We start from the raw sequence: 16,229 nt of genomic DNA, 5'->3' as shown, positions 1-16,229 counted from the left end.
ACCGTATCGCTATGAGGGACCAGCCATGATTCAAGTGGGCGACGCGCTGCCCGACGCGCAACTGTTTGAGTTCATCGACGACGCGCGCGACGGCTGTACGCTGGGGCCGAATGCCCGCAGCGTGCGCGAGCAGACGGCGGGCAAGCGGGTGGTGATCTTCGGATTGCCCGGCGCTTTCACGCCGACCTGTTCGGCGCAACACGTGCCGGGCTATGTCGAGCACGCCGACGCATTGCGCGCGGCCGGCATCGACGAGATCTGGTGCGTGTCCGTCAACGACGCATTCGTGATGGGCGCTTGGGGACGTGATCTGCACACCGCGGGCAAGGTGCGCATGATGGCGGACGGCAGCGCGGCTTTCACTCATGCGCTGGGGCTGACGCAGGATTTGTCCGCGCGCGGCATGGGGATTCGCTCCCTGCGCTACGCGATGGTGGTCGACGACAGTGTGGTCAAGACGCTGGCCGTCGAAGCGCCGGGCAAGTTCGAAGTGAGCGATGCGGCGAGTGTGCTGGCAATGTTGACGCCCTGATTGCGCGGTGCGCCGTTGCCTGCGGGCAACATGGCGTATCGGCCGCAGGGCAGTTTGTAACACGGGCTGATGACCGGAAACGCCTCCGTTCCGGGCATCGGCCCGTCCCGTATCGGCTGGGGTAAACGGCCGATACAGATTGATACGCAGTTTCAAACTGCGGCGAATAGGGATTTACGCTATAATCTCGCCTATCGAATATAACGCCTGATTGATATCTTCAATCAAGACGAAGAACACCATGTTGAAGCAGCGCACCATCAAATCGATCGTGAAGACCGTGGGTATCGGTCTCCACTCGGGCCGCAAGGTTGAACTGACGCTCCGTCCCGCAGCGCCGGGCACGGGTATCGTGTTTTCGCGCGTCGACCTGCCGACCCCCGTCGACATCCCGGCATCGGCGATGTCGATCGGCGACACGCGGCTCGCGTCGGTCCTGCAGAAGGATGGCGCGCGCGTGTCGACCGTCGAGCACCTGATGTCCGCGTGTGCGGGTCTCGGCATCGACAACCTGTACGTTGACGTGACCGCCGAGGAAATCCCGATCATGGACGGCAGCGCAGCGTCGTTCGTGTTCCTGATCCAGTCGGCCGGCATCGAAGAGCAGAATGCGCCGAAGCGGTTCATCAAGGTCACGAAGCCGGTGGAAATCCGCGATGGCGACAAGTTTGCGCGCCTCGACCCCTATTTCGGCTTCAAGCTGAAGTTCACGATCGACTTCCGCCATCCGGCGGTCGACAAGACCGGCCAGGAGCTCGAGGTCGATTTCGCGAATACGTCGTACGTGCGCGAAATCGCGCGTGCGCGCACGTTCGGTTTTGCGCACGAGGTCGAGATGATGCGCGAGCTGGGCCTGGCGCGCGGCGGCAGCATGGACAACGCGATCGTGCTCGACGAGTACCGCATCCTGAACAACGACGGGCTGCGCTACGACGACGAGTTCGTGAAGCACAAGATGCTCGATGCGATCGGCGACCTGTACGTGGTCGGCCATCCGCTGCTGGCGTCGTACACCGCTTACAAGTCGGGGCACGGGCTGAACAACGCGCTGCTGCGAGAACTGCTCGCGCATGAGGATGCGTACGAAATCGTCACGTTCGACGATCCGTCGACCGCCCCGAGCGGCTTCGCGTTCGATACGCAGACGGCATTCGCCTGAGCGCGCTGTAAGCGCTGATATAAGAAAAAGCGGCCTGCGGGCCGCTTTTTTGCATTCTGGCGCGTGTGCGTTGCGGAGCGGGCGGTCAGCGCGGTGTCTTCGCGCCGTGGCGGGCGGCCATTCGCGCGAGCGCCGCCTGCAGCGGCGACGGCTCGAGGTGGTCGGCCAGCTCGCGCAGCGCCTCGGCGCCGACGGACGTCATCCGTGCCTGCTTCACGTGCGGCGGCGGCGGCGCGTCCTTCGGCCGTATGCGCACGCGCAGCGACGTCACCGGCCAGCCGCGCTGCTGGAGCTCGCCGAGCAGCCGCGGTTCGACCTGGCGCAGCCGCGCGGCCAGCGCGTTGTGTGCTGCAAACAGGGTCAGGACGCCATCCTTGATGAAGCCCGGCTCGACGTGGCTGGCGAGATAGTCGGGCAGCAGCGTGGCGAGGTCGCGCTGCAGCGCGGCGATCTGCTCGACGCCGGCGCGCAGCGCCGCGAACGCGTCGGTGCGGCCGAGCACTTCGGACACGGGTTGCGGACGATACGGGCCGAGCGGGCCGAAACGCTTGGAAAATCGGTTCATCGAGGCTTTCTGCGGGTGCGGTGGCGCGCGTAGTCTGACGCCGACGATTGTACCCGCGTCGGCGGGCGCGTGGCCCGCCTGGCCGCCATTGCGCCGGGTGGGGGCGGCCGGGTCGGCCGTCCGGCCCGGACACGGGCGCACGCTTCCTCGCGTGCTAAAATTCGATGTTTGTATTCACTCATACGCTAAGCCGCCGAGGCTCGGGCGTCGGGGCGCGCGACGCGCGCCGGGCGCCGGTGCTGCGACGCAGGATCCGATCCGATGACAACCGGTTTTCTCCAGAAAATTTTTGGCAGCCGCAACCAGCGGCTCGTCAAGCAATATCAAAAGACCGTCGCGGCGATCAATGCGCTCGAAACGCAGATCGAGAAGCTGACGGACGACCAGTTGCGCGGCAAGACGGACGAATTCCGCCAGCGGGTCGCGGCCGGCGAGTCGCTCGACAAGCTGCTGCCCGAGGCGTTCGCGGTGTGCCGCGAGGCGAGCCGCCGGGTGCTCAAGATGCGGCACTTCGACGTGCAGCTGATCGGCGGCATGGTGCTCCATTACGGCAAGATCGCCGAAATGCGCACCGGCGAAGGCAAGACGCTCGTCGCGACGCTGCCCGTATACCTGAACGCGCTGTCGGGCCGCGGCGTGCACGTCGTGACGGTGAACGACTACCTCGCGCAGCGTGACGCCGAGTGGATGGCGCGCCTCTACAACTTCCTCGGGCTGTCGGTCGGCATCAACCTGTCCGGCATGGAGCACGAGCAGAAGCAGCAGGCGTACGCGTCCGACATCACGTACGGCACGAACAACGAGTTCGGCTTCGACTACCTGCGCGACAACATGGTCTACGAGACCGACGCGCGCGTGCAGCGCGCGCTCAACTTCGCGGTGGTCGACGAGGTCGACTCGATCCTGATCGACGAGGCGCGCACGCCGCTGATCATCTCCGGCCAGGCCGAGGACCACACCGATCTCTACGTGCGGATGAACGCGCTGCCGCCGCTGCTCGAGCGCCAGATCGGCGAGGAGAAGGCGGATGGCACCGGCGTCGAGAAGCCGGGCGACTATACGCTCGACGAGAAGGGCCGCCAGGTGTTCCTGACGGAAGCGGGCCACGAGAAGGCCGAGCGCCTGCTTGCCGAGTGGGGCCTGATCGGCGACGGCGAGAGCCTGTACGCGCCGCAGAACATCACGCTGATGCACCACGTGTACGCGGCGCTGCGCGCGCACACGCTGTTCCACAAGGATCAGCACTACGTCGTGCAGGAAGGCGAAGTGGTCATCGTCGACGAGTTCACGGGCCGCCTGATGGCGGGCCGCCGCTGGTCCGACGGCCTGCACCAGGCGGTCGAGGCGAAGGAGCACGTGAAGATCCAGAGCGAGAACCAGACGCTCGCGTCGATCACGTTCCAGAACTACTTCCGGATGTACGCGAAGCTGTCGGGCATGACCGGCACCGCCGATACCGAAGCGTACGAATTCAACGAGATCTACGGTCTCGAGACGGTCGTGATCCCGACCAACCGTCCGCCGAAGCGGATCGACAAGCAGGATCAGATCTACAAGACGGCCAAGGAGCGCTACGACGCGGTGATCCGCGACATCCGCGAATGCTACGAGCGCGGCCAGCCGGTGCTGGTCGGCACGACGTCGATCGAGAACTCCGAGCTGCTGTCGCACCTGCTGAAGCAGGCCGGGCTGCCGCACGAGGTGCTGAACGCGAAGCAGCACGCGCGCGAAGCGGCGATCGTCGCCGAGGCGGGGCGCCCGCAGCGCGTCACGATCGCGACCAACATGGCGGGCCGCGGTACCGACATCGTGCTCGGCGGCAACGCCGAGAAGCAGGCCGCGTTCATCGAGGCCGACGAGTCGATCCCGGCGGACGAAAAGGCGCGCCGCATCCAGAAGCTGCACGACGAGTGGGAAACGCTGCACGAGCAGGTGAAGGCCGCGGGCGGCCTGCACATCATCGGCACCGAGCGTCACGAGTCGCGCCGGATCGACAACCAGCTGCGCGGCCGTGCGGGCCGCCAGGGCGATCCGGGCTCGTCGCGCTTCTACCTGTCGCTGGACGATCCGCTGCTGCGCATCTTCGCGGGCGACCGCGTGCGCGCGATCATGGACCGCCTGAAGATGCCGGAAGGCGAGGCGATCGAGGCGGGCATCGTCACGCGTTCGATCGAATCCGCGCAACGCAAGGTCGAGGCGCGCAACTTCGACATCCGCAAGCAGCTGCTCGAATACGACGACGTGTCGAACGACCAGCGCAAGGTCATCTACCAGCAGCGCAACGAGCTGCTCGAGGCGCACGACATCACCGAGACGATCGGCGCGATGCGCCACGGCGTGCTCGGCGACGTGGTCCGCCAGTTCGTGCCGGCAGGCAGCATCGAAGAGCAGTGGGATATCCCCGAGCTCGAGGAAGCGCTGCGCAACGACTGGCAGCTCGATCTCGCGATCCAGGAAATGGTGAACGAGTCGTCGTCGATCACGGCGGACGAGATTCTCGAGGCCGTGACGACCGCCGCCGACGAGCAGTACGAGTCGAAGGTCGCGCTGGTCGGCCGCGAGTCGTTCAGCGCGTTCGAGCGCTCGGTGATGCTGCAGTCGGTCGACCGCCTGTGGCGCGAGCACCTCGCGGCGCTCGACCACCTGCGCCAGGGCATCCACCTGCGCGGCTACGCGCAGAAGAACCCGAAGCAGGAATACAAGCGCGAGGCGTTCGAGCTGTTCGCCGCGATGCTCGAGGCGATCAAGCAGGAAGTCACGCGGATCGTGATGAACGTGCAGATCCAGTCGCCGGAGCAGCTCGAGGAAGCCGCCGAGCAGATCGAGGAACGCGGCAGCGGCCAGCTCGAGAACGTCGAGTATCAGCATGCCGAGTTCGCCGAGGCGGGCGCGCCGGTGGCCGGCGGCGCGGCGGTTGCAGCCGCGGCGGCGACTGCCGAGATGGTCGGCAGCGCGATGACCCACAGCGGCCCCGGCGGCGAGCTGCCGAAGGTCGGCCGCAACGATCCGTGCCCGTGCGGCAGCGGCAAGAAGTACAAGCACTGTCACGGCAAGCTGTCGTGATCGAATGCGGCGCGCGATGAGCGCGCCGCGTCGTTTGCAGCGTTGAATGGTGATGTGAGTTGCGGCGGCCCGCGCATGCGGCCGCCGGTTCGTTCAATCGATGCCGGCACGCGCCGGCATTTTCCTTCCGGCAGGTGTTTCTCATGGCTGTCAATTTCCCGTCGATCGATCCCGCCCAACTGCATCCCGTCGCCGGCGTCACGCTGGGCTGGGCGGAAGCCAACATCCGCAAGCCGAACCGCAAGGACGTGCTGGTCATTTCCGTCGACGGCGACGCGACGGTCGCGGGCGTGTTCACCGAGAACCGCTTCTGCGCCGCGCCCGTGACGGTGTGCCGCGAACATCTGGCGAAGGTGCGCGCGGGCGGCGCGGGCATTCGCGCGCTGGTCGTCAACACCGGCAACGCGAACGCGGGCACCGGCGAGCCGGGCCTCGCGAACGCGCGCGAAACCTGCGCGGAGCTCGCGCGTCTCGCCGGCATCGAGCCGGCGCAGGTGCTGCCGTTCTCGACGGGCGTGATCCTCGAGCCGCTGCCGATCGACCGCCTGAAGGCCGGCCTGCCGGCAGCGCTCGCGAACCGCAAGGCCGCGAACTGGTACGACGCGGCGCAGGCGATCATGACGACCGACACGCTGCCGAAGGCGACCTCGCGCCAGGTGACGATCGACGGCCACACGGTCACGCTGACCGGCATCAGCAAGGGCGCGGGCATGATCAAGCCGAACATGGCGACCATGCTCGGCTTCCTCGCGTTCGACGCGAACGTCGCCCAGCCGGTGCTCGACACGCTCGTGAAGGAAGTCGCGAACCGCTCGTTCAACTGCATCACGATCGACGGCGACACGTCGACGAACGACTCGTTCATCCTGATCGCATCCGGCAAGAGCACGCTGCCGGCGATCACGTCGACCGATTCGCCGGCCTACGCGGCGCTGCGCGATGCGGTCACCGAGGTCGCGCAGGTGCTGTCGCAACTGATCGTGCGCGACGGCGAAGGCGCGACGAAGTTCATCACGGTGCAGGTCGAGGGCGGCAAGGACGTCGCCGAATGCCGCCAGATCGCCTACGCGATCGGCCACTCGCCGCTCGTGAAGACGGCGTTCTACGCATCGGATCCGAACCTCGGCCGCATTCTCGCGGCGATCGGCTACGCGGGCGTCGCCGATCTCGATGTCGGCAAGATCGACCTGTATCTCGACGACGTGCTGGTCGCGAAGGCGGGCGGCCGCAACCCGGCCTACCAGGAAGAGGACGGTCAGCGCGTGATGAAGCAGAGCGAGATCACGATCCGCGTGCTGCTCGGCCGCGGCGACGCGCAGGCGACGATCTGGACCTGCGACCTGTCGCACGATTACGTGAGCATCAACGCGGACTACCGCTCCTGAACGGGGGCGCACGAGACATCATGGACAAGCTCGAACAGTTCCTGGCGCGCGCGGAAACGCTGCTCGGCCGCCTCGAGGCGATGCTGCCGCCCGCGTCGGCGGCGGTCGACTGGACTGCCGCGCACGCGTTCCGCTGGCGCAAGCGCCAGGGGCGCGGTTATCTGCAGCCGGTGCCGGCCGTGTCATCGATCACGCTCGCCGACCTGCACAACATCGATCGCCAGAAAGGCCTGATCGAGCAGAACACGCGGCAATTCGTGCAGCGCAAGCCGGCCAACAACGTGCTGCTGACGGGCGCGCGCGGCACCGGCAAGTCGTCGCTGATCAAGGCGTGCCTGAACGCATACGCGAACGACGGGCTGCGCCTGATCGAGGTGGACAAGGACGACCTGCACGATCTCGGCGACATCGTCGACCTGATCGCACAGCGTCCCGAGCGCTTCATCGTGTTCTGCGACGACCTGTCGTTCGAGGAAGGCGAATCGGGCTACAAGGCGCTGAAGGTCGCCCTCGACGGCTCGATCGCCGCGCAGTCGGACAACGTGCTGATCTACGCGACGTCGAACCGGCGCCATCTGCTGCCCGAGTACATGAGCGACAACGAGACGTACAAGCACCTGCCCGACGGCGAGATCCATCCGGGCGAGGTCGTCGAGGAAAAGATCTCGCTGTCCGAGCGCTTCGGCCTGTGGGTCAGCTTCTATCCGTTCAAGCAGGACGATTACCTCGGCATCGTCGCGCACTGGCTGCGCCATTTCGGTTGCGGCGACGCGGAAATCGAGCAGGCGCGCGGCGATGCGCTGGTGTGGGCGCTCGAGCGCGGTTCGCGCTCCGGGCGCGTCGCGTGGCAGTTCGCGCGCGATTGGTCGGGACGCAAGGAGCAGGCATGAGCACGGATCTCGCACCGGGCGCCGTGCGCGCGCCCGACGGCCGGAAGGTGACCGAGGTCGCGGTCGGCATCATGGTGCAGCCGGACGGCCGCTACCTGCTCGCGCAGCGGCTGAAGGGTAAGCCGTACGAGGGCTACTGGGAGTTTCCGGGCGGCAAGCTCGAAGCGGGGGAAAGCGTCGAGGACGCGCTCGCGCGCGAACTGCACGAGGAGCTCGGCATCGTCGTCACCGCATGCCACCGCTGGCATACGCTCGAGCACGATTATCCGCACGCGTATGTGCGGCTCTACTTCTGCAAGGTGACGGGTTGGCGCGGCGAGCCGCACAGCAAGGAAGGGCAGGCATTCGTCTGGCAGCACCTGCCGGTCGATGTCGCGCCGCTGTTGCCCGCGGCGCTGCCGGTGCTCGAACTGCTCGCGAAGGACGAAGCGCAACGCTGAGGCCGGGCGGCGCGCCGGGAGGCGGGCCGCACCGCGTCGTGCGCCGGTTCAGCTCGGGCGGCGCTCGTCCGTGCTGTCGTCTTCCTCGGACAGCGGCGAGTCGTCCGATCCACCGATCCGGTATTTTTCCGCGGCCCATGCGCCGAGATCGAGCTGCTTGCAGCGCGCGGAGCAGAAGGGACGGAAGCGATTTTCAGGCGTCCAGCGCACGTCGGCGCCGCAGGACGGGCATTTCACAACGGTAGTCATACGAAAGCGTCGATCCGGCACATGGCCGTTACAGATTGCACAGGGTCAGGTGGAACGGTACGTCGATGTCCACGGCACGCGGCCGGACATCGCCGTCCTGCATGGTGAACCGCACCCACAGCATGTACTTGTTCGCGCTTGCCTCGGGAATCACGCGCAGCTCGGGCGCCACGCGCACCTGCATCAGTTGATAGCTGCGACCGGACAGCATCTGCTGATAGCTGCCCTGCATCGCCATCACCTTCGACGCCTGGCCGGACTCGCGCGCGAGGCGCAGCACGATCGCCGCCGCATCGCGCAGCGGCAGCAGCGGCAGGATCCACTTGGCAATGTCCTGGCGCCGCTGCTCCGCGGGCCATTGCTGCCATGCGTAGTACGACGGCAGATCGAATTTGCAGGTGCCGCCGGGAATCACCGCGCGGCTGCGGATGCTCGCGAGCCACTCGTTGTCGACGAGGTGCTGGCCCGTCTTGCCCTGCATCTGCGTGAGGTTCGCGAGCGTCTGCTCGATCTCGCCGAGCACGGCCTCGAGCGCGTTCTGTTCGATGCCGGGATTGCCGCGAAACGGGGCGAGCGTCTGGCGCTGGCGTTCGAGCTCCTTCAGCAGATCCGACTTCAGATCCGCACGGCCCGTGACTTCGGCGATTTCGAACAGCGTCGTCAGCGCGACGTGATGTTCCCGCGCGTCTTCTTGAGCCAAAAAGAACGCGAAGCGCTCGAACAGGTCTTCGAGGCGCAGCAGCGTGCGAATTCGCTCATTGAACGGATACTCGTAAAGAATCAAGCGCGCTCGCCTCTAGGGTAGGGGGTGAAACAATGCAGGACATTCTAATGCCCACGCTCTACCCTAGCAACGCGCCAATTTCGTGCACCATCATTGCGTGCGTGGTGCATGCGCGAAGCTGCCGCGCGGTGCTCATTTTGCCGCGGCTGCGCATGCGAGATAGCGCTGGTGCAGCGCATCGACCTGGGCGGCGAGCGCATCGGGCGTCGTTGCATCGTTGACGATGACGTCGTCGGCGGCGGCAAGGCGGGCATCGCGCGTCGCCTGCCGCGCGACGATCGCCTCGACCTGCTCGCGCGTGAAACCGTTGCGGCGCATCACGCGCGCGATCTGGGTCTCGACGTCGCAATCGACGACGAGCACGCGATCGGCCCGCGCTTTCCAGCTGCCGGATTCGACGAGCAGCGGCACCACGTACATCAGGTATGCGCCTTGCGCTTCTCGTGCTTCGCGATCGGTCTCCGCGCGGATCAGCGGATGCGTGATCGCCTCGAGACGCCGCCGCGCGGCATCGTCGCTGAAGATCAGCGCGCGCATCTTCGCGCGGTCGAGCGAGCCGTCCGCCGCGACGAACCCGGGGCCGAACGCCTGCTCGATCGCGGGCATTGCGAGCCCGCCCGGCGCGGTGATGCGGTGGGCGATCAGGTCGGTGTCGACGATCGTCGCGCCGCGCGCCGCGAACAGGTCGGCGACGGTCGTCTTGCCGCTGCCGATGCCGCCGGTGAGTCCTACCGCAAACATGTCAGCCTCCGAGCGCCGAATAGAAAGGGGTGCCGAAAAACAGCGTCGCGGCGCCGCCGGCCGCAAGAAACGGGCCGAACGGAATCGGCTCCTCGAAGCGCATGCGTCCGCGCCAGGTTGCCGCGAGCCCGACGATCGCGCCCGTCACCGCGGCGAACAGCACCACCTGCGGCAGCGCGGCCCAGCCCATCCACGCGCCGAGCGCGGCAAGCAGCTTGAGGTCGCCGAAGCCGATGCCCTCGATGCCGCGCAGCAATCGGAACAGCCAGTAAATCGACCACAGGAACAGGTAGCCGGCCATCGCGCCGATCACTGCCGCGCGCAGCGACGCGAACGTGCCGCCGAGATTGAGCACGAGCCCGGCCCACAGCAGCGGCAGCGTCATCGAATCGGGCAGGTAGCCGGTCTGGATGTCGATCGCGCTCATCGCGAGCAGCGCCGCGCACAGGCCGAACGCGGCCAGCGCGGCGACGGTGGGCCCGAACGACGCGAGCGAGCCGGCGGCGAGCAGCGCGCCCGCCAGTTCGATCAGCGGGTAGCGCGCACCGATCGGGTGGCCGCAGCTGCGACAGCGCCCGCGCTGCAGCAGGTAGCTGACGAGCGGGATGTTCTCCCACGCGCGCAGCACGTGGCCGCAATGCGGGCAGGCGCTGCGCGGCCGCCACAAGTCGTAATGCGTCGGATACCCGTCGTCGGGCTCCGCGCTCGCGCCCGTTGCTTCGGCGATCTCGGCGTGCCACGCGCGCTTCATCATCACGGGCAGCCGGTGCACGACCACGTTGAGGAAGCTGCCGACGCACAGCCCGAGCACGATGGCGAATGCGTACTGCACGGCGGGCGGCAGCAGTGCCAGCGCGGACAGCGCACTCGCGGGCGAATCGGGGGCGGCGTACAGGGGCACGGGCGTCATGTTGGGTGGTGATCGGACTAAAGGCGACAGATTCGGTTGCGATGCTACACCACGTTGCCGAGCTGAAGGATGGGCAGATACATCGCGACGACCAGGCTGCCCACCAGCGCGCCGAGGACGATCACGATCAGCGGTTCGCCGAGCGCGGCGAGCGCATCGAGCTGCGCGTCGAGCTGGCGCTCGCACAGGGCGGCGATGTCGGCGAGCATCGTGTCGAGCGCGCCGGTTTCCTCCGCGACGGCGATCGGCTGCACGACGTCGTCCGGAAAGCAGCCGGCCGCATGCATCGCGTCGGCGAGCCGCGCACCGTGCAGCACGCGCGCCGCGATGCGCGCGGTTGCCTGTTCGAAGACCGGATGGCCGGCGGTGCGCTCGACGGTCGCGAAGGCATCCGCGAGCGGCACGCCGGCCCCGAGCAGCGTCGCGAGCGAACGGCACCATCGCGCGGCCGCGAAGCGGCTCAGCGCATTGCCGACGAGCGGCGCGCGCAGCAGGTGCCGGGCGAGCGAGAAGCGCAGCGCGGGAGAACGCCGGATCGCGTGGCGCGCAGCCGCGCTTGCCAACGCGAGGCCCGCCAGCAACGGCGCACCCCACGCGGACGTGGCGGATGCGAGCATGAGCAGGATTCGGGTCGGTGCCGGCAACGCCGCGCCGAACCCGTCGAAGATCTGGCGAAAGGTCGGCACGACCCACAGCATCAGCGCAATCGTGATCGCGAGCGCGAACAGGATGACCGACACCGGGTACGCGAGCGCGGCGCGCAGCTTGCGCCGCTGCGCGTCCGAGCGTTCGCGATGATCGGCGACGCGCGTCAGCACCGTGCCGAGCGCGCCGGACGTTTCGCCGACCTCGATCAGCTGGCGATACAGCGCACCGAATTGCGACGGGTAGCGGGCGAGGGCGGCGGCGAAACGACGGCCGTCGACGATCTCGCGCGCGAGGCCGGCCGCGACGCGCGGCATGCCGTCGGGCCCGCGGGTGCGTGCGAGCGTCTCCAGCGACGGCGCGAGCGGCAGGCCGGCCTGCAGCAGGCTGGCGAGCTGGCGCGTGAAGCGGGTGACGTCCCGGGCGCGGGCGATCGGCGGCCGGGCCGCGCCGCGCGCAGCGAGCGACAGCACGGTGATGCCGGTGCGCGCGAGCGTGGCCCGCGCGCCGGCGGCGTCGAACGCGATCACGGTGCCGTGGCAAGGCGTGCCATCGTGACGGCGGCCGCGCCACGCAAAGCGGGTCTCGCGCGGCGGGGTGTGCACGGTCATGCGTCCGGCGTCGCGGCGAGCGCTTCCGCGAGACTCGTCGTGCCGTCCGCGACGCGCGCGAGCGCGGCATCGCGCAGGCTGCTCACGCCTTCGCCCATCGCCTGCCGGGCGAGTTCGCCGACGCTTGCGCGCGCGACGATCCGCTCCGCGAGGCCGGACGAAACCGGCATCGTCTGGTGCAGGCCGATGCGGCCGCGATAGCCGATGCCATGGCATTCGGCGCAGCCGCGTGCGACGAACGGCCGCCACCCGGCCGCCAGCGCCGCCGGCTCGCAGCCGGCTTCCCGCAGCAGGCGCGGCGGCGCGTCGGACATCGTGCGGCATGCCGCGCACAGCCGGCGCACGAGGCGTTGCGCGGTGACGAGACGCAGCGCCGCCGCGAGGTTGTATGGCGCCACGCCGATGTCGAGCAGCCGCGTGATGGCGGCCGGCGCGTCGTTCGTGTGAAGCGTCGACAGCACGAGGTGCCCGGTCTGCGCGGCCTTGATCGCGACGTCGGCCGTCTCCGCGTCGCGGATCTCGCCGACCATGATGATGTCCGGGTCCTGCCGCAGCAGTGCGCGCAGCGCGGTTGCGAAGGTCAGCCCGGCCTTCTCGGCGACGCCGACCTGATTGATGCCGTCGAGCTGGATCTCGGCCGGATCCTCGACCGTGCAGATGTTGCGCGCATCGCGATCGAGCATTTGCAGCGCGCAATACAGCGACAGCGTCTTCCCGCTGCCCGTCGGCCCGGTGACGAGCACGAGGCCGTGCGGCGCGCGGATCGCCGCTTCCATCGCATCGGCCTGTTGCGCATCGAAGCCCAGGCGCGCGAGCGTGAGGTCCGGCGGCAGCGTTTCGAGCCGGCGCAGCACGAGCTTTTCGCCGAACAGCGTGGGAAGCGAGCTGACGCGGTAGTCGCCGCGCCGGCCGGCGGCGAGCGCGACGCGCAGCCGGCCGTCCTGCGGGACGCGGCGTTCGGCGATGTCCATGCGCGCGAGCACCTTGATGCGCGTGACGAGCGCGTCCCGCAGGTGCGCGGGCGGCCGCGCGTGTTCGTGCAGCACGCCGTCGACGCGCAGGCGGATGCGCCAGCCCGTCTCGAACGGCTCGACATGAATGTCGGATGCTTCGCGGTGCGATGCGGCGTGCAGTGTGTCCGCGAGCAGCCGCACGGCGGGTGCGTCGTCGAGCTGGGTTGCGTCGAGCGGGCGGGAAATGGATGCGGGAGCGGGATCGGGGATCGCGGGCGTCCCGTCAGAGGGGGTGAAAAGCATCGATGCCGGCGCGTCGGCCGCCTGGTTACCGTGACCTTCGCATGGTCGCGCGGCAACGGCGGCGCCGGCAGTCGTTCGTCCGGCTAACGCTTGAGCCCGCGGGCGCCGCGCGACGGGCGCGGCCTGAAGAGCTTGACGGTGCGCACGGCCTGGTCGTCGCTGCGCATCACTTCGAGCATCACGTCGCCGATCTTCAGGCACACGTCGTCTTCGGGGATCTCCTCGAGGACTTCGAGGATCAGGCCGTTGAGCGTCTTCGGCCCGTCGGTCGGCAGCTTCAGGTGCAGCCAGCGGTTCAGTTCGCGCAGCGGCATGCTCGCGGCGACGATGCACTCGCCGTTCTCGTCCCATCCGCCCTTGCGCTCGCTGCGCGGCATCGACGTCGTGAACTCGCCGATCAGCTCCTCGATGATGTCCTCGGGCGTGACGAGGCCTTCGAGCTCGCCATATTCGTTGACGATCAATGCGGTGCGCTGGCGCGATTCCTGGAAAAACTGCAGCTGCTGGAACACCGGCGTGCCTGACGGCACGTAGTACGGCTCGGCGAGCAGTGTGCGCAGCGTCTCGCGGTCGAAATCCTGGTTGTGCAGCGCCGTCAGCGTCTTGCGCACGTGCAGCACGCCGAGCACCTTGTCGATGTCGCCCTCATAGACCACGAGGCGGTTGTGATAGCAGGTCTCGAGCTGGTGCAGGATGTCGTCGAGCGGCGCGTAGAAGTTGAGCGATTCGATCTGGCGGCGCGGCACCATCACGTCGTCGACGGTGATGTTTTCCAGGTCGAACAGGTTGAGCAGGATGCTGCGGTGCTTGGTCGGCATGAAGCTGCTCGACTCGAGCACGATGGTGCGCAGCTCGTCGGCCGACAGCCGCTGATCGCGGCCCTTCCCCGTGTCGATGCGCAGCACCCGCAGCACACCGTGCGCGAGCGCGTTGACGAACCAGACGATCGGCTTGAGCACGCGCATCAGCGGTGCGATGACGAGGCTCGCGGGCAGCGCGATGCGCTCCGGGAACGTCGCGCCGGCGATCTTCGGCGCGATTTCGGCGAACACGATGATCAGGAACGCGACGATGCCGGTCGCGATCGACAGCGCGAGGTTGTTACGGCCGAAGGTGTGCAGGGCGATCGACGTCGTGAGGACCGGGATGATCGTGTTGAACAGGTTGTTGCCGATCAGGATCACGCTGAGCAGCTGGTCGGTGCGCGTGAGCAGGCCCTGGGTGGTTTTCGCGCCGAGCGCGCCCTGGCCGGCGAGATGCTTCAGCCGATGGCGGTTGAGCGCCATCATCGCAGTCTCGGAAATGGAAAAGAAGCTGGAACAGAGGAGAAGCAGGAAGACGGCGCCGATTTGCGCCCATAAGGGAATTTGGTCCACGCGTCGGAAAGGGCAGTGAAGGACAGGGATGGAGGGACTATAGCAGAGGCCGGTGGCCGGGGCGTGTCGGCGGCACGGGCCGCGCAGTGCGCAGGCAAAAAAAAACCGTGCACCTCGGTGCACGGTTTTTCACAAATCTGGTCGGGGTGAGAGGATTCGAACCTCCGGCCTCTACGTCCCGAACGTAGCGCTCTACCAGGCTAAGCTACACCCCGATTTGGACTCTTTCGACTTGCTGGTCTTCTTCAAGACCGCTGCGTCGTCGAGCAAGAACATAACTATAACAGCGCTTTTTCGAAAATGGAATACCTTGGCGAAGAAATTTTTTGAGACGGGTGCGCTGCGGTCCATTTCGAATCGGCTTTGCCGCTTGCGGCGGGGCCGAAGGTGCTTCAGATGGCGGGCGGCGCGCGCCCGCCGGTCATGCAGTGAGTTACGACTGTCGCGACGTCGAGTACGAGCACAGCTCGAGCAGGCTGTCCTTGTAGACGGAGTTCGGGAACGCGGCGATCGCGGCCGCCGCGGCCTGCGCTTCCTGGCGTGCGCATTCGAGCGTGTGGTCGAGCGCGCCCGAGCGCGTGATCGCGTCGAAGATCGTGTCGAAGCGGTCGGTGCCGCCTTGCTCGATCGCCTCGCGCGCGAGCGCGGCCTGTTCGGGCGTGCCGCGTTCGATCAGATAGATGAGCGGCAGCGTCGGCTTGCCTTCGCGCAGGTCGTCGCCGGCGTTCTTGCCCATCGCCTCGGCGGTGCCGGCATAGTCGAGCCAGTCGTCCATGATCTGGAACGCGGTGCCGATCCGGCGGCCGTACTCGGCCGCGGCAGCCTCGGTCGGCGCGTCGGCGCCTGCGAGCACCGCGCCCAGCCGGGCCGACGCCTCGAACAGCTTGGCTGTCTTGTAGCGGATCACCTGCATGTAGCGGGCCTCGTCGACGTCCGCATCGTGCATGTTGAGCAGCTGCAGCACTTCGCCTTCGGAGATGATCGTCGTCGCCTCCGACAGGATCTCCATCACGCGCATCTTGCCGACGCCGACCATCATCTCGAACGAGCGCGAATAGAGGTAGTCGCCTACCAGCACGCTCGCCGCGTTGCCGAACAGCGCGTTGGCCGTCTGGCGGCCGCGCCGCAGCTCGGATTCGTCGACGACGTCGTCATGCAGCAGCGTGGCCGTGTGGATGAATTCGACGACGGCGGCGAGCACGTGCCGCTGGTGCGACGTTTCGCCGAGCGCGCCCGCGACGAGCAGCAGCAACGCCGGACGCAGCCGCTTGCCGCCCGCGCCGATGATGTACTCGGCGATCTGGTTGATCAGCAGCACGTCGGACGCGAGACTTTGCCGGATGACGCGATTCACCTGCTCCATATCGCTGGTGATCGGGGCGAGCAGGTGGGCGGCGCTGAGGGAAGGGGAGGCGGTGGACGACGACATGATCATGGAATTGGGTGATGCCGCGGATTATAAGTCGAATCCGCGCCACGCCGGTCCGCGACGCGCGCCGCGGGCGCGATTTTGGCCATCCGGCCGAGGGCCCGCGCGGCAATCGCCGATTGGTTTTGACAGCGATGCTAACTCTCTGTATAATCACGCCTTTTCCGCGCGTGGTGTGCGGAAAAATTGGATCC

General features: G+C 67.6%; 15 protein-coding genes and 1 tRNA gene. 6 read left to right on the top strand and 10 right to left on the bottom strand.

Annotated elements, in window-relative coordinates; all coding sequences use genetic code 11:
* Positions 1 to 25: 25 nt before the first annotated feature.
* Both ABFO07_RS16885 and lpxC read left to right on the top strand, forming a co-directional pair.
* On the top strand, positions 26 to 532 hold the full coding sequence (locus tag ABFO07_RS16885; protein WP_059564590.1) for a peroxiredoxin: 507 nt from the start codon (positions 26 to 28) through the stop codon (positions 530 to 532).
* 241 nt (positions 533 to 773) lie between these two features.
* Positions 774 to 1,691: a UDP-3-O-acyl-N-acetylglucosamine deacetylase gene (lpxC, locus tag ABFO07_RS16880; RefSeq protein WP_059564589.1), complete on the top strand. Its 918-nt coding sequence runs from the start codon at positions 774 to 776 to the stop codon at positions 1,689 to 1,691.
* Between the two features lie 85 nt (positions 1,692 to 1,776).
* Here the strand turns inward: lpxC and ABFO07_RS16875 are convergent, their stop codons facing one another.
* Positions 1,777 to 2,256, bottom strand: a complete 480-nt coding sequence (locus tag ABFO07_RS16875) for a DUF721 domain-containing protein (RefSeq protein ID WP_059564588.1) — start codon at positions 2,254 to 2,256, stop codon at positions 1,777 to 1,779.
* A 261-nt stretch (positions 2,257 to 2,517) separates the two neighbouring features.
* On the opposite strand from ABFO07_RS16875, the gene secA reads away from it, so the two are divergent.
* The 4 genes from secA (at position 2,518) to ABFO07_RS16855 (ending at position 8,034) form a co-directional block, all read left to right on the top strand.
* Complete coding sequence (gene secA / locus ABFO07_RS16870; protein ID WP_059809182.1) at positions 2,518 to 5,319, top strand: preprotein translocase subunit SecA; 2,802 nt, start codon at positions 2,518 to 2,520, stop codon at positions 5,317 to 5,319.
* Between the two features lie 143 nt (positions 5,320 to 5,462).
* On the top strand, positions 5,463 to 6,704 hold the full coding sequence (gene argJ, locus ABFO07_RS16865) for a bifunctional glutamate N-acetyltransferase/amino-acid acetyltransferase ArgJ (RefSeq protein WP_059878694.1): 1,242 nt from the start codon (positions 5,463 to 5,465) through the stop codon (positions 6,702 to 6,704).
* Between the two features lie 20 nt (positions 6,705 to 6,724).
* A complete protein-coding gene (locus ABFO07_RS16860; protein WP_059564585.1) occupies positions 6,725 to 7,594 on the top strand; it encodes an ATP-binding protein in 870 nt (289 codons plus the stop codon).
* Positions 7,591 to 8,034 (top strand): NUDIX domain-containing protein, encoded by a 444-nt coding sequence (locus tag ABFO07_RS16855; protein WP_059564584.1) that lies wholly within the window; start codon positions 7,591 to 7,593, stop codon positions 8,032 to 8,034. Before ABFO07_RS16860 ends, ABFO07_RS16855 begins: the two co-directional genes overlap by 4 nt.
* Positions 8,035 to 8,082: 48 nt before the next feature.
* Here the strand turns inward: ABFO07_RS16855 and ABFO07_RS16850 are convergent, their stop codons facing one another.
* The 9 genes from ABFO07_RS16850 to ABFO07_RS16810 all read right to left on the bottom strand — a co-directional run bounded on the left by ABFO07_RS16850 (position 8,083) and on the right by ABFO07_RS16810 (position 16,035).
* Positions 8,083 to 8,283 (bottom strand): DNA gyrase inhibitor YacG, encoded by a 201-nt coding sequence (locus tag ABFO07_RS16850; RefSeq protein WP_124490831.1) that lies wholly within the window; start codon positions 8,281 to 8,283, stop codon positions 8,083 to 8,085.
* A gap of 28 nt (positions 8,284 to 8,311) precedes the next feature.
* Entirely contained in the window at positions 8,312 to 9,067 is a 756-nt protein-coding gene (gene zapD / locus ABFO07_RS16845) for a cell division protein ZapD (RefSeq protein WP_059878699.1), read from the bottom strand.
* A gap of 132 nt (positions 9,068 to 9,199) precedes the next feature.
* A complete protein-coding gene (gene coaE, locus ABFO07_RS16840; protein WP_059564582.1) occupies positions 9,200 to 9,808 on the bottom strand; it encodes a dephospho-CoA kinase in 609 nt (202 codons plus the stop codon).
* A 1-nt stretch (position 9,809) separates the two neighbouring features.
* Complete coding sequence (locus tag ABFO07_RS16835) at positions 9,810 to 10,718, bottom strand: prepilin peptidase (RefSeq protein ID WP_059564581.1); 909 nt, start codon at positions 10,716 to 10,718, stop codon at positions 9,810 to 9,812.
* 44 nt (positions 10,719 to 10,762) lie between these two features.
* Positions 10,763 to 11,974, bottom strand: coding sequence for a type II secretion system F family protein (locus ABFO07_RS16830; RefSeq protein WP_347467978.1), 1,212 nt, complete (start codon positions 11,972 to 11,974; stop codon positions 10,763 to 10,765).
* Positions 11,971 to 13,230, bottom strand: a complete 1,260-nt coding sequence (locus ABFO07_RS16825) for a GspE/PulE family protein (protein WP_059996489.1) — start codon at positions 13,228 to 13,230, stop codon at positions 11,971 to 11,973. The genes ABFO07_RS16830 and ABFO07_RS16825 overlap by 4 nt, the downstream gene beginning before the upstream one ends.
* Before the next feature lie 83 nt (positions 13,231 to 13,313).
* Positions 13,314 to 14,606 (bottom strand): HlyC/CorC family transporter, encoded by a 1,293-nt coding sequence (locus tag ABFO07_RS16820; RefSeq protein WP_059564578.1) that lies wholly within the window; start codon positions 14,604 to 14,606, stop codon positions 13,314 to 13,316.
* Between the two features lie 138 nt (positions 14,607 to 14,744).
* Positions 14,745 to 14,821 (bottom strand) — tRNA-Pro (locus ABFO07_RS16815).
* Positions 14,822 to 15,039: 218 nt separating this feature from the next.
* Positions 15,040 to 16,035: a polyprenyl synthetase family protein gene (locus ABFO07_RS16810; RefSeq protein WP_059564616.1), complete on the bottom strand. Its 996-nt coding sequence runs from the start codon at positions 16,033 to 16,035 to the stop codon at positions 15,040 to 15,042.
* Positions 16,036 to 16,229 lie beyond the last annotated feature (194 nt).

The sequence above is a fragment of the Burkholderia stagnalis genome (assembly GCF_039848545.1).
GTDB lineage: Bacteria > Pseudomonadota > Gammaproteobacteria > Burkholderiales > Burkholderiaceae > Burkholderia > Burkholderia stagnalis.
This window is presented reverse-complemented; position numbering and strand designations above follow the sequence as displayed.

Excerpts from the sequence above, each read along its gene's own strand:
- ABFO07_RS16885 (WP_059564590.1), top strand. The coding sequence starts at position 26 with ATGATTCAAGTGGGCGACGCGCTGCCCGACGCGCAACTGTTTGAGTTC.
- lpxC (WP_059564589.1), top strand. The coding sequence starts at position 774 with ATGTTGAAGCAGCGCACCATCAAATCGATCGTGAAGACCGTGGGTATC.
- ABFO07_RS16875 (WP_059564588.1), bottom strand. The coding sequence starts at position 2,256 with ATGAACCGATTTTCCAAGCGTTTCGGCCCGCTCGGCCCGTATCGTCCG.
- secA (WP_059809182.1), top strand. The coding sequence starts at position 2,518 with ATGACAACCGGTTTTCTCCAGAAAATTTTTGGCAGCCGCAACCAGCGG.
- argJ (WP_059878694.1), top strand. The coding sequence starts at position 5,463 with ATGGCTGTCAATTTCCCGTCGATCGATCCCGCCCAACTGCATCCCGTC.
- ABFO07_RS16860 (WP_059564585.1), top strand. The coding sequence starts at position 6,725 with ATGGACAAGCTCGAACAGTTCCTGGCGCGCGCGGAAACGCTGCTCGGC.
- ABFO07_RS16855 (WP_059564584.1), top strand. The coding sequence starts at position 7,591 with ATGAGCACGGATCTCGCACCGGGCGCCGTGCGCGCGCCCGACGGCCGG.
- ABFO07_RS16850 (WP_124490831.1), bottom strand. The coding sequence starts at position 8,283 with ATGACTACCGTTGTGAAATGCCCGTCCTGCGGCGCCGACGTGCGCTGG.
- coaE (WP_059564582.1), bottom strand. The coding sequence starts at position 9,808 with ATGTTTGCGGTAGGACTCACCGGCGGCATCGGCAGCGGCAAGACGACC.
- ABFO07_RS16835 (WP_059564581.1), bottom strand. The coding sequence starts at position 10,718 with ATGACGCCCGTGCCCCTGTACGCCGCCCCCGATTCGCCCGCGAGTGCG.
- ABFO07_RS16830 (WP_347467978.1), bottom strand. The coding sequence starts at position 11,974 with ATGACCGTGCACACCCCGCCGCGCGAGACCCGCTTTGCGTGGCGCGGC.
- ABFO07_RS16825 (WP_059996489.1), bottom strand. The coding sequence starts at position 13,230 with ATGCTTTTCACCCCCTCTGACGGGACGCCCGCGATCCCCGATCCCGCT.
- ABFO07_RS16810 (WP_059564616.1), bottom strand. The coding sequence starts at position 16,035 with ATGTCGTCGTCCACCGCCTCCCCTTCCCTCAGCGCCGCCCACCTGCTC.